Below are 12362 nucleotides of genomic sequence, written 5' to 3'. Positions count from 1 at the left end.
GCGTACGGGAGCTGCACCGCTTCCCGCCTTGCGGTCAGGCTACTCCCTATTGCCGCTCCCGGCGTACCCTCCGCTGGACCTGGTTCCACAGAGGAACAGTTGACGGACCAGGGCCGGCGGCCGCAGCGAGCTTTCCTAGAGAGCAAGCTCGCTGCTGCCGCTGATTGAAAAGCAACCATCTCCGTCGCCATCATCACGTGAGATGTAGGTGGTGAAGTCAGCAAGCGACATGAAGCAGTAGAAGTCGCTGTAGCGGTAGTTCGCTTTTTCTGCCTTCGTCGCCACTTTGATCATCATCACTTTCGCAGTCGAGGTTTTCGTTGTCTGTTGAGTCAACGATGCGCGGCCACGATCAAGGTTTGCATCGGTTGGATGCAGAGTTCGGGCAAGACTGGGCAAGAATTTGCGAAGCAAACGCAGTGTGGGCTAGACGATGTCCTGGGTCTTGGCGAAGCGGGTGATGGCCCGCTGCGTGCCGCGGTTTGCCAGCACCTGGATTACCGCGCTCACGGACGCGGAAATGAGGGCGAACGTCAGGGCTGTGCGCAGCGTCGTGGGGACGTCGTCCTTGTCGCCCTTGGGGGGCTTCCGCCCGGTGACCTTTTCCCAAATGGTATCCACGGCCTTGGTGCCGGCGTACCCTGCAAGCAGGCTGATGCCAGTGCCAAGCAACTTGATGAAGAAACTCATTCCGGGACTCCCTGCGTCATGAATACTGGTCTTTCCCTAGCCTAGCCGTATGGAGCCGTGGATTTCCCGCAGCGCCTGGACCACGAGGTCGTGGTCCTCCATCTGTGGCAGCCCGGAAACGGTGACGACTGCTACAGCTCCCACCCCGCGCACGTACACGGGGAAGGCCCCGCCGTGGGCAGCGTAGGTTGACTGGTCGAACCACGCATTGTCCTCGATCCGGCCTCCGCCAAGCCGGCCGCGCAGGCCCACCAGCAAAGACGGCTCCTCGTAGCGGGCCGCCGTCCGCTGCTTGGCCCGCACCCAGCCCTCGTTGTCCGGCGTGGCCCCCTCGAGCGCCACGTGGAAGAGGACCTGGTCCCCCTTTGTGATGTCGATGGCTATCGGGAGATTGCTTTGCTTGCCCATTTCCACCAACTGGAGGCCGAGTGTCAGGGCGTCATCCTTGCTGAACCTGGGCAACTGCAGCTCGGCTACTTCCCCCTCAATCCGCTCAATCAGGGCTTCCAAGGCGCCTGCCGGCTGCTCATCCGGAGAGTCAGGGTCGAAGGCGGGCACGGCGCGGCTGCCGGAATCGTCATGCGTCATGGCCCCAATGTACTCCGGTACGATGACGGCTCTCCTCCCCTCCTCTGGCGGACGCCGCCGTACTTCCCGGAATGTGACTGAAGCGCCGGGCTGTCAAGGCGGTCCCGGTGTAAACTGGATCAGCCCATAAGGGCAGATTTATTACGACAGGGGAGCGCCGCCGTCGGACCTCACTGGCATTGCCAGGGAACCGCGGAAGGGCGCTGAGAGTGCGGACAGCCGCAGACCCTCGAACCTGATCCGGCTAGTACCGGCGCAAGGGAGTCGAGTTCTCAGAGTGTCCGGCAGCAGGCAACCCACCGCCCGCAGCCGGGGAGCGCTTTCCCCTCCTGATCCTCAGGAGGACCATCATGACAACTGCAGCAATCAAGAAGACCGGTTACAACTGGCGCGTGGCCGACATCGTTGTGGCGGCACTGATCGCCGTCGCCGGCGGCGTGATTTTCTGGGCGTGGTCCCAGGGCGCCAACCTCATCTCCGCTCCCATCAACGCGGTCTATCCGCCGCTCACCGGCCTCTACGCCGGCGGCTGGATGATCCCGGCGGTGCTCGGCATGCTCATCATCCGCAAGCCCGGCGCGGCACTGTTCTGCGAAACCGTGGCCGCCACCGGTGAACTAATCATGGGATCCCAGTACGGCACCACGGTGCTGATTTCCGGCCTCCTGCAGGGCCTCGGTGCGGAACTCGTCTTCGCAGCGTTCCGGTACAAGAAGTTCAACCTGCCCGTTTCGCTGCTGGCCGGCGCGGGTGCGGGGCTGTTCTGCGGCCTGAACGATTCCTTCGCTCCGTGGGGCTGGAACATCGCCTACGCGGCCGGAGACAAGCTGGCCTACGTCATCTTCACCGCCATCTCGGGCGCCATCATCGCCGGTGCGCTGTCCTGGATCGCTACGCGCGGCCTCGCCAAGACCGGCGTGCTGAGCTCGTTCGCGTCCCGCAAGGCAGCCACGGAGCCCGTCTTCAACTGATGCCCGGACACCACGACGGCGGTGTCCGCCCCGCCGCGGTCACCGCCCGCGGCTGGGGCTGGCGCCACGCCGGCCGCACGAAACCCGCGGTCAACGCCCTTGACCTGGACATCCGCCCGGGGGAGCGGGTGCTGCTCCTGGGGCCTTCAGGCGCCGGCAAGTCCACCCTGCTCCACGCCCTCGCCGGCGTGCTCGGTGACACCACGGCGGGCAGCAGCACAGCGGACGACGGCGGTCCCTCCGGCAGCGACGACGCGGACGAAAGCGGCAGCCTCCTGATCGACGGCGAACCGCCGCGCGCCCAGCGAGGCCGCGCCGGGCTCATGCAGCAGGACCCCGAAACGCAGGTGGTCCTCTCCCGCCTCGGCGACGACGTCGCCTTCGGCGCCGAAAACCTCTCCGTGCCCCGCGACGCGATCTGGAGCCGCGTGCACGAGGCCCTGGACGACGTCGGGCTCGCGCACCTTCCGCTGGACCACCCGACGTCGGCCCTGTCCGGGGGACAGAAGCAGCGCCTCGCGCTGGCGGGCATCCTGGCGATGCGCCCCGGGCTCATCCTGCTGGACGAACCCACCGCCAACCTGGATCCGGCAGGCGTCCTGGAAGTCCGCGACGCAGTGGGCCGCTGCCTCGACAAGACCGGCGCGACGCTGGTGGTGGTGGAGCACAGGGTCGCGGTGTGGAAAGACCTCGTGGACCGGATCATCGTGCTGCAGCCGGGATCCGCCACGCAACCTGCCGTGCTGATCGACGGCGCCCCCGACCAGGTCCTGGTGCAGGCCCGCGAGATGCTGATCGCCGCCGGGGTCTGGGTGCCGGGGTACGTTCCGTCCACCCGGCGCCGGTTGCACGGCGGCTTCCCGGGCGGCGAGGGCCAGCCGGAACCCGTTTCCGGACAGTCTGACCTGGTGCCCGGCCAACTGGGCCGCGTGCCCGGCCAACTGCTCCTGGCGGCCGAGGGCGTGGGCGTCTCCCGGGAGCGTCCGCGGAGACCCGGCTTCAAGTCCGTTCCTCCGCTGCCCATCCAGCGGGACATCACGGCGCAGGTCCGCGCCGGTGAAGCCTTGACCATTACGGGGGCCAATGGCGCCGGTAAATCCACATTCGCGCTGACGCTCGCCGGCCTGATCCCTCCCGTCGAGGGCAAGGTGTCGGCCACCGTGGAGCTGAGCCGAGGAACGGGGATCGATCCCTACAGATGGCGGGCCGAGCAGCTGATCGCCAGGATCGGCACGGTCTTCCAGGAACCCGAGCACCAGTTCGTCACCGGCAGGGTCTTGGACGAGCTGCAGTTTGGCCCGCGGCACATGGGCCACGGGGAAGAGCGGGTGGACGAACTGCTCGAAAGGCTGCGCCTGACGGGTCTTGTGGACGCCAACCCGTACACGCTCTCGGGCGGGGAGAAGCGGCGGCTCTCGGTGGCCACCGTCCTGGCGGCCCATCCGCAGGTCCTGGTCCTCGACGAGCCGACGTTCGGCCAGGACGCCAACACCTGGGCGGAACTCGCCTCCTTCCTCTCCGAACTGCTCGATGCCGGAACCGCCGTAGTCTCCGTGACGCACGACCAGGAATTCACCCAGGTGCTGGGCGGCACCGAGCTCAAACTGGGCGCACCGGAACTCCGTGTGCCCGGCGTCGGGACACCGAAGGCGGCGACATCATGAGGGCCCCCCTGACGATCGCCGGGAACCGCGCCCTGCTGACGCGCGCCAACCCGCTGGCCAAACTCGTTGCCGTTTTCCTCATCACCCTGGTGCTCGCGCTGTCCATCGACTGGATGTCCGCCTCCGTCGCGCTGGCCTGCGAACTGCTGTTGTTCCCGCTGGCAGGGCTGACCTTCACGCTGCTCTGGCAGCGCGGCTGGCCACTGATCGTCGCGGCCGCCGTCGGCGGCTGGAGCACCTCAATCCTCGCGCCGGACAGCGGAAGGATACTGCTCGACGTCGGCATCTGGTCCATGAGCGAAGGCTCCCTCGAGTTGGGGCTGGGTTTCCTGCTCCGAGGCCTGGCGATTGCGCTGCCGGCGGTGCTGCTCATGAGCTGTACCGACCCCACCGACCTCGCCGATGCGCTGGCGCAGAAGGCCCGCCTGCCGCACCGCTTCGTCCTGGGGACGCTGGCTGCCATGCGGCTCGTGGGACTGATGGCGGAGGAGTGGCAGACCATCGGAATGGCCCGGCGAGCCCGCGGCGTGGGATCCCGCGGCACCCCGTGGCAGCGGCTGCACGCCACCCTGGGACAAAGTTTCGGGCTGCTGGTCCAGGCCATCCGCCGCGCGACCCGTCTCGCCGTCACTATGGAAGCGCGCGGCTTCGGCGGCGCTGACAGGACCTGGGCCCGCGAATCAACCTACAGCCGCCTGGACATCTGGGTGCTGCTCGGGGGAATGGCAATCGCGGCCGGCGCCGTGGTGGCCGCGGTATGGGCCGGCACGTGGAACATGGTGTGGCTGGAGGGGCCGTAGGGCTTCTGTCCCCGCTCCTCGCCGTTTTGTGGCGTTCCTAGATGCAGGAGTGGTTGTAGTCGAAGCCCTTCGAGACGAACTGGGTGAGCGTGACTTGACCGCCGGAGGTCAGCGGGGGAAGGGAGCAGTTGATCTTGGCTCCCTCCGCGGTGTGGGCACCGGCCAGCCAGCTGGGCAGGCTGTAGAGGCTGCTGCCTTCGCTGACGGCGCCGACGATCTGCCACCACTGCAGGCTGGCGGAGTAGATGCCCACGTCCGCGCCGATGCTGTGGAAGAAGTCCGTCATGCCTTCGAGAACTGCTCTGTTGGCGTTCTTGTCGCCGGACCACGTGTTTTCGGTCTCCACGTCGAGCCACCACAGGTAGTCCTCCGGGTCCGCGACGGTGCGGAGATACGCGTCGTCGAATGCCTTGGCATAGCCGTACATGTAGGCGCAGGCGGCGTCTTCCGCTCCAGTGCATGTGCCATGGGGGTTGGTCACGCTCTTGCCGCCGTAGTCGTTGCTGTTCGGCCACCAGGATCCAGCGTGGCCGGGGTTGGCGGTGTTGACGTACAGGGCGACCGAAGGCTGGGCAGTCCCCCCCAGCGCGGTCTCAGCCCACTCCAGTTGCTCGTGCAGGCAGGGATTGGTGGTGTTGGCCAGCCCGTTGTTGACGCCGACGATGGCGAAGGCGGTGATTTCAGGGAGCGCCGTGTTGCATTGCGGCCAGGACACGTCGTTGCCCAGCAGCGTTGTGCTGCCGCCCGGAGGGGCACTCGGCTTCGCCTGCGTGGTCGGGGCAGGGGGTGGAGCCGACACTGAGGAGGTGGGGCCGGGAGTCGCCGCAGGAGACGGGCCGGCAATTGGGGACGGCCCGGTGGAGGAAGGGGACGGCCGGGTCACGGAGGACTGGGGGGCCGGCGGCGAGCCGTCATCCAGGCGGGGGCCGGGAACGAATCCCACTGCGGTCGCAACCACGAAGGACAGCAGGGCGGTGGCCTTTTGCCTGGTCGGGCGCTTATTGCCGAGCACCCCGGAACTGAAAATGGACACGGCGGCCTCCCATTCCTCACTTTTGGCCGCAACCGCTAGCTGCTAGCTTGCTCCCGCGTCGTTTCCCGGTCAAGGCCCTCGCGCGAGCCGGGCAGAGTGTTGGGCAGGGCGGGCGCCAACAACCGGGCTGGCCGGAGGACCGGCACCGCCGCCACTGAGCGCGAGGGCTGAAATTTATCGCATGAGCCGGGTATGGTGCGGCCTTTACTGCCCGAAAGCCGTCCCTTCTTCGCCGAAATACCTCATTTGTGATATTTTTAGGTATGACTCAAGAGACTGCTGAACAGGTTGGCATGATGCTCCGCGACGCCCGCGGGCAGAAAGGCTGGACCCAGGAACAGCTCGCGGCCGAACTCGGAACCAGCCAAAGTGCGGTGGCCAGAATGGAGCAGGGCAAGCAGAATCTGAGCCTCAAAATGATCCAGCGCCTGGAGGCGATATTCGGCCAGAGCATCGTCCAGCTCGGCAAATCCCAGATGACCCACCTCCGCGTGGAAGGCGGCCGGACACTCTCCGGCTCCGTTGACGTGAATACCAGCAAGAATGCCGGCGTCGCGCTTCTTTGCGCCAGCCTAATCAACCGTGGCACCACCACGCTACGCCGCCTGGCCCGCATCGAGGAAGTCAACAGGATCGTGGAGGTGCTCACCAGCATCGGCGTCGAGTGCACCTGGCTCAACGACAACGATCTCCGCCTCCGCCGGCCCGCAGACCTGGACCTGGAGTCCATGGACGTCGAGGCCGCGCGCCGCACACGCAGCGTAATCATGCTGCTGGGCCCGCTGCTGGACGAGGCCGATGAATACCGGCTGCCTTATGCGGGCGGCTGCGACCTGGGCACCCGGACCGTGGAGCCGCACATGCAGGCGCTGCGCCAGTTCGGACTCTCGGTGGAGGCCACCGCGGGCTTCTACACGGTGCAGGCACCTGCCTCCGACGGCCTCGACCGCTCCTTCGTTCTGACCGAACGCGGCGACACCGTCACCGAAAACGCCATCATGGCGGCGGCCCACCGCTGCGGCACCACGGTCATCCGCAACGCGAGCCCCAACTACATGGTGCAGGACCTCTGCTTCTACTTGCAGCGGCTGGGTGTGACGATCGACGGCGTAGGCACCACTACCCTGAAGATCACCGGACTGCCGTCCATCGACGTCGACATCGAATACTTCCCTTCAGAGGACCCGATCGAGGCAATGAGCCTCATCACCGCCGGCATCGTCACCGACTCTGAGGTGACCATCCGCCGCGTGCCCATCGAATTCATGGAGATCGAGCTGGCCACGCTGGAGCAGATGGGCCAGCAACTGGAGGTGTCCGGCGAGTACATGGCCCGCAACGGGCGCACGCGGCTGGTGGACGTGACCACCAAGCCCTCGGAGCTGCGCGCGCCGGAGGACAAGATCCATCCGATGCCGTTCCCCGGCTTGAACATCGACAACCTGCCGTTTTTCGCGGTTATCGCAGCCAACGCCGAGGGCCAGACCATGATCCACGACTGGGTCTACGAGAACCGGGCCATCTACCTCACCGAGCTGAACAAGCTCGGGGCACGCGTGCAGCTGCTGGATCCGCACCGGATCTACGTGAACGGCCCCACCCGGTGGCGCGCCGCGGAGGTGGGCTGCCCGCCGGCCCTGCGCCCGGCCGCCTGCATCCTGCTGGCCATGCTCGCGGCCCGGGGTGTATCCGAGCTGCGCAACATCTACGTCATCGAGCGCGGCTATGAGGACCTGGCCGAGCGCCTTAATACCATCGGCGCCAGCATCGAGTACTTCCAGGACTGAAACCCAGGGCCAACACAGCGCGAACTGGCAGTTAACGCCCTCAAACGAGGAATTTGAGGGCATCACCTGCCAGTTCGCGCTTCGTCATGTCCGGGACGTTTTCGCCGGTCTGACGGACAATGTACGCATGCGGACGTTTGGGGTCGAGGAAGAGCTGCTGATTGTGGATCCGAAGACCGGGGAGCCACTGGCACTCGCCGATGCGCTGCTGGCTGGCCGGAAGCTGGCCGCCGATGATGCTCCGGACAAGCCGCGTCTATTTGAGCAGCACGGGGAAACCGAGTTCGACGACAGCGGGATGGGCCTGAGCTTTGAGCTCAAGCTTGAGCAGATCGAGACCCAGACGCGCCCGTGCCTGGACCACGTGGAACTCCTCCGCCAGATCCGGGCCGGCCGGGCCATGGCGGATGAGGCAGCCCGCAAACAGGGCGCCCGAGTCGCCGCGCTGGCTACGTCGCCGCTCGCCCTTGCCAGCCACACCACACCGGATCCGCGGTACGCCCGCATGCTCGAACGGTTCGGCCTGACCGCCCAGGAGCAGCTGACCTGCGGATTCCACGTCCACACCTATATCGAATCCCAAGAGGAAGGCGTGGGAATCCTGGACCGGATCCGGGACAAAATGGCGGTGCTGACGGCGCTCAGCGCCAACTCGCCCTTCTGGAACGGGCTGGAAACCGGTTTTGCGAGCTACCGGACCCAAGCCTGGAACCGGTGGCCGACGGCCGGGCCGTCGGGCATTTTCGGCAGCCTTCCTGCCTACCGCCGGGTGGTGATCCGGCTGCTGGAGACCGGCGTCATGCTGGACGAAGGCATGATGTATTTCGACGCCCGGCTGTCCCGCAACCATCCCACGGTGGAGGTCAGGGTTGCCGACGTCTGCCTCCACGCAGAGGATGCCGCGCTCATCGCTGTGCTGGTCCGGGCACTCGTGGAATCGGCGGGGCGGGAGTGGCGCGAAGGCGTCGAGCCCGCGCCTGTCCCCACAGTGCTGTTGCGGATGGCGTCCTGGCAGGCGAGCAATTTCGGCGTCCGCGGCGACCTGCTGGACTTTGGCAGCTTCCGCCCGGCGCCGGCCGCGGACGTCGTGGCCTCCCTGGTGGACTACCTTGAACCTGTACTGGCCGAGCAGGGAGAACTCGAGTTCGTGCGAAACGGCATCGCTACCATCCTTGAACGCGGCACCGGGGCTGAGGAGCAGCGCAGCGTGCGGCAGACGGTGCTTGCAAAAGCAGCGCCCGACGACGGCGGTCTGGGTGCCGTCGTTGCCCACGCCGTGCGTGCCACCACCCGGGGAACATCTGGCAACTCCGCTCCCCGCACCGAACCCGCGCCCGAGCTGCTCCGCGTCCGCCAGCCCTGATCCTCCCCTCCGTCATGGTCCCGCCGCCCGGGCGGCGGGCCGCCGGTGTTTCCGATGGTCATTTTTCCGTAAACCGCAGGAAATATCGGTTGGCTACGCTGGAACTGCAGGAACCATTGGGGGGAGGCGCGAATCATGCGTGTAGGTGTCATCCGGGCTTTGACGACGTCAGACCGGCGTCTGCTCAATTCACATGGAAAGCTGCTGCAGGAATCCTTCGGCTTCGATGTGACGTCGCGTTGCATCCAGGGCCAGCCGTCCGGTGTCTTCAACGAGGAGTCCCTGCGGGCGGCGGTCCCGAAGGTTGTGGATTTGGCCCTCGAGATGGCCGGCGACGTTGACGCCCTTATCGTCAGCTGCGCTGCGGATCCCGGCTTGGCCGAAGTGCGCTCCGTGGTGGGCATCCCCGTGATCGGGGCAGGGTCCGCGGCCGCTGCGGCCGCACTCTCGTTCGGTGGGCGGGTGGGCGTGCTGGGGCTCAGGCAGTCGGTGCCGGGTCCGATTTCCGCGGCCCTCGGCGACCGCATGCTGCTGATCGACGGTCCTGAGAGTGTGGAGACGCCCGAGGGGTTCCTGATGCCGACAGGCATTTTTGATTCTCTTTCCGCGGCCCACATGCTGGTTGATGCAGGGGCGGATGTCATCGTCGAGGCAAGCACCGGGCTGACCAGCATCGGCATGGCAGATGTGCTGCGGCGCAGGCTGGGCATACCGGTGGTGGACCCCGTCATGGCAGCTGGCTCCATGCTCATCTCAGCCGTGGCGGCACGGGAACTGCACGCGGCCTGAGGCACGGCTGAGCGGCCTGCTGGATGGCCCGCCTATGCGGCTGGCTTTGCGGCTGGCTTTGCGGCCGGAGCCCGGACCTCGGCGCCGGCTCCGGCGGAGGAGCCCCGGCGGGCGATCCGCCAGCGGCTCAGCATGGCCATCATCCGTACGGACAGCGCCCAATACGCCACGCCGGCGGCCAGCGAGGCAGCAACAGACAAGGCCGGACTGACCGGGGCAAGCGGCGGATAGACTAGCCAGTGGACCAGATATGCGTAGAGTGAGGCGCTGGCCAGCACGACGGTCAGCCGGCGCAGGCCCCTTGGCACCGGGATGCTCCGCAGCCAGACCAGGAGCAAAATGCCGGCGAGTAGCGTCCCCTCGCGGGTCGCATTCTCGAAGAAACCGGGGACGGTCAGGACTGCAAGGGCAGACACCGCGCACCGCTGGCCCAGGTTCCGGGTCCGCGCGATGGCCCAGCCCAGGCCGAAGAGCCACAGCGCAGGCGCAGTGTTCGGAATACCGGGATCGACAAGCTCAAAGCGCGTGAGCAGTCCGGCGCCGGTCAGCGCCAGGGGGAAGAGCAGCGGAAACCTCCGTTCGGCCCGGCTTGCCCAGGGAATGGCCAGCAGGGCTGTCATCGCCACCAGGATGTACACCAGTATCTCGATGAACCAGAAATGCCACTGGGTGGTCACTGCCTCCGGGCCGATGACGGCGTTGAGCAGCAGAATGTTGGCGAGGCTGTAGCGGTCTGTGACGAGGTAGGCGACCGCGATGAAGGCCATGCTCGGAACCACCACCCTGGCAAGGCTGGTGAGCTGCCTCCGCAAACGGGGCAGGCGGTCGCCGGAAACCTGAAACCGGGCAAAGTTATAGCCCGCCACCGCCATAAGCACGTGCGCCATGCCTTGCCAGCTGAAGAGGCCGACGTGCGTGCCGACGATGCACACAATCGCGACGGCCCTGAGGACGATGCCGGTTTCGAGCGGCGCGAAGAACCGCCGGATGTTCCGTCCCGCCGCACGGCCCGCAGCGCTGGGCGGACGGGGCTCCAGATCGTGGACCGGCGTGACATGCCAGTCCGCGGGAAGGTGGCCCAGCGCCTGCTCGAGCCTCACGGACGCCGCCACGTAGGAAAGCGAATCTCCGCCGAGGCTTACGAACGTGTCGTCGTCGCCGATCTCGGAACATTCCAGCGTCTCGGCGAAGATCGTCCTGACGTTGCCCGGGTCGTTTATTGCCGCCGCCGACGTCGGGTCCGGCACCTCTATCTTCCGGAGGGCCAGGACCGCGGGATAGTCCAGCTTGCCGGTACCCAGCCGGGGGAGGTGTTCGACGGCGTGCACGTCCAGCGCTGTCCGCGGCAGCCCCAGCCCCTGCGCGAGTACTTTGCCCAGTAACCGGGTGTCGTGGTCGCCTTCGACGGCGACCACGAGTCCTTCGTCCGTTCCTGCGCTGGCGGCCTGGACTCCGAGGTCGGCCAGGATTCTCTCGACCTGGCCCAGATCCACGCGCAGCCCCACGATCTTCACGAACCTGCTGCGCCTGCCCACCACCTCGTACACTCCGGCGGGGTGCTTCCGAGCCAGGTCCCCGGTCCGCAGTTCACTGACGGTCCGGCCCGCCGCCAGGTCACCGGGGCTTTCTGCGTAGCCCAGCATGACGTTTGGTCCGGTGTACACCAGCTCGCCGTCCGCCAGCCCGGGGACAGGGTCGATCCGGAAATCACCGCCGGGCACCGGGATGCCTATCGCGCCGGGGACGGTGGCTGCCAGTTCCGGCGGCAGGTACGCCATCCGGGCCGTAGCCTCCGTCTGGCCGTACATGACGAACAGGTCCCAGCCGTTCCGGCGTCCTACTTCGGCGTAGCTGCGCACCTTGTCTGGGGCGAGGCGGCCGCCGGCCTGCGTGACGTAGCGCAGGCCAGGCAGCGCCATGTCGGCGAAACCGACCCGTTCCAGGAGTTCAAACGTGTACGGAACCGCCGCGAAGGAGGTTGCGCCCCGGCGGCGGAACAGATCCCAAAAGCAGGGGTCAACCACTGACAAGTCGGTGAGGACGAGCCCGGCGCCCCGGAGCAGATGGCTGTTGATCACCGACAGCCCGTAGCAGTACGACATCGGAAGTGTGGTCATCGCCCGGTCCCCGGAGCCTATGCGGAGATATTCGGCGATGGACTCGGCGTTGGCTTGCAAGTTCTGGTGGGAGAGCCGCACGAGCTTGGGTGAGCCGGTGGAGCCCGACGTGCTGAGCAGCAGGGCGAGATCGGAGTGCAGCTCGTGCCGCGTGCCCGGCCGGCGCTCCTCCATGACAGTGCCTCCGTCGCCGGGCCGCAGGACGACGTCGGGATCGTAGGCCGCCACGAGCGACTCGAGGGATGCGGGCTTGTCTTCAGGCAGAAGGATAAGAGGGTGGCCGGCCACGAGGGCGGCCAGGTAGGCCACGAGCGAGTCAAGGTCGTTAGCGGCCGACAGGGCCACCAGCCGGCGGCTTGGCCCGAGTCGGCGGGCCATTGCGGCGACGCGTTCCGCCAGCTCCCGGTATGTCAGGGTTCCATGGGCGGAGAGGATGGCGGGGTTGTCTCCAAAGTTTGCCAGTTCCGCGGCAAAGGACACCCGCGCGAAATCAAGCTGAGTGGTCATTCGGTGATCTTATTAGCTGAGCCTTACCTAATTAAATCCAATTACTGTTGTGA

11 protein-coding genes and 1 riboswitch are annotated in these 12362 nt (G+C 66.8%); of the genes, 6 read left to right on the top strand and 5 right to left on the bottom strand.

The window, feature by feature from the left end:
* Positions 1 to 135 precede the first annotated feature (135 nt).
* The 3 genes from ACIP90_RS14805 to ACIP90_RS14795 form a co-directional block, all read right to left on the bottom strand.
* Positions 136 to 300, bottom strand: a complete 165-nt coding sequence (locus ACIP90_RS14805; RefSeq protein ID WP_400580173.1) for a hypothetical protein — start codon at positions 298 to 300, stop codon at positions 136 to 138.
* A gap of 126 nt (positions 301 to 426) precedes the next feature.
* Positions 427 to 690 carry a DUF4235 domain-containing protein gene (locus ACIP90_RS14800; protein ID WP_400580172.1) on the bottom strand — a complete coding sequence of 88 codons (264 nt, stop codon included), beginning with the start codon at positions 688 to 690 and terminating at the stop codon, positions 427 to 429.
* A gap of 36 nt (positions 691 to 726) precedes the next feature.
* Positions 727 to 1278, bottom strand: a complete 552-nt coding sequence (locus ACIP90_RS14795) for a heme-degrading domain-containing protein (protein WP_400580171.1) — start codon at positions 1276 to 1278, stop codon at positions 727 to 729.
* A gap of 138 nt (positions 1279 to 1416) precedes the next feature.
* Positions 1417 to 1558, top strand: a riboswitch (TPP riboswitch).
* Between the two features lie 70 nt (positions 1559 to 1628).
* Here ACIP90_RS14795 and ACIP90_RS14790 point away from each other — a divergent pair.
* From ACIP90_RS14790 to ACIP90_RS14780, 3 genes are read left to right on the top strand one after another with little or no spacing between them, the layout of a single operon-like run.
* On the top strand, positions 1629 to 2249 hold the full coding sequence (locus ACIP90_RS14790) for an ECF transporter S component (RefSeq protein WP_400580170.1): 621 nt from the start codon (positions 1629 to 1631) through the stop codon (positions 2247 to 2249).
* On the top strand, positions 2249 to 3913 hold the full coding sequence (locus tag ACIP90_RS14785; protein ID WP_400580169.1) for an ABC transporter ATP-binding protein: 1665 nt from the start codon (positions 2249 to 2251) through the stop codon (positions 3911 to 3913). The genes ACIP90_RS14790 and ACIP90_RS14785 overlap by 1 nt, the downstream gene beginning before the upstream one ends.
* Positions 3910 to 4713 (top strand): energy-coupling factor transporter transmembrane component T family protein, encoded by an 804-nt coding sequence (locus ACIP90_RS14780; protein WP_400580168.1) that lies wholly within the window; start codon positions 3910 to 3912, stop codon positions 4711 to 4713. Before ACIP90_RS14785 ends, ACIP90_RS14780 begins: the two co-directional genes overlap by 4 nt.
* Before the next feature lie 37 nt (positions 4714 to 4750).
* Here ACIP90_RS14780 and ACIP90_RS14775 read toward each other — a convergent pair whose 3' ends face one another.
* Entirely contained in the window at positions 4751 to 5746 is a 996-nt protein-coding gene (locus tag ACIP90_RS14775; protein WP_400580167.1) for a hypothetical protein, read from the bottom strand.
* Positions 5747 to 6009: 263 nt separating this feature from the next.
* Here ACIP90_RS14775 and ACIP90_RS14770 point away from each other — a divergent pair, with 263 nt between their 5' ends.
* From ACIP90_RS14770 to ACIP90_RS14760, 3 genes are all read left to right on the top strand, one after another.
* Complete coding sequence (locus ACIP90_RS14770; RefSeq protein ID WP_400580166.1) at positions 6010 to 7533, top strand: UDP-N-acetylglucosamine 1-carboxyvinyltransferase; 1524 nt, start codon at positions 6010 to 6012, stop codon at positions 7531 to 7533.
* A 127-nt stretch (positions 7534 to 7660) separates the two neighbouring features.
* Positions 7661 to 8896, top strand: a complete 1236-nt coding sequence (locus ACIP90_RS14765; RefSeq protein WP_400580165.1) for a glutamate--cysteine ligase — start codon at positions 7661 to 7663, stop codon at positions 8894 to 8896.
* A gap of 135 nt (positions 8897 to 9031) precedes the next feature.
* Complete coding sequence (locus ACIP90_RS14760; protein WP_400580164.1) at positions 9032 to 9685, top strand: aspartate/glutamate racemase family protein; 654 nt, start codon at positions 9032 to 9034, stop codon at positions 9683 to 9685.
* Between the two features lie 32 nt (positions 9686 to 9717).
* Here ACIP90_RS14760 and ACIP90_RS14755 read toward each other — a convergent pair whose 3' ends face one another.
* The gene (locus ACIP90_RS14755; protein ID WP_400580163.1) at positions 9718 to 12309 is read right to left on the bottom strand and encodes an AMP-binding protein; all 2592 of its coding nucleotides are present in this window, start codon (positions 12307 to 12309) and stop codon (positions 9718 to 9720) included.
* Between the last annotated feature and the right edge of the window lie 53 nt (positions 12310 to 12362).

Origin of the sequence: Arthrobacter sp. NPDC093139, from assembly GCF_044754165.1 — a bacterium.
Taxonomy (GTDB): Bacteria; Actinomycetota; Actinomycetes; order Actinomycetales; family Micrococcaceae; genus Arthrobacter.
The sequence above is the reverse complement of the archived record's forward strand: the minus strand, read 5'-3'. Positions and strand labels throughout refer to the sequence as shown.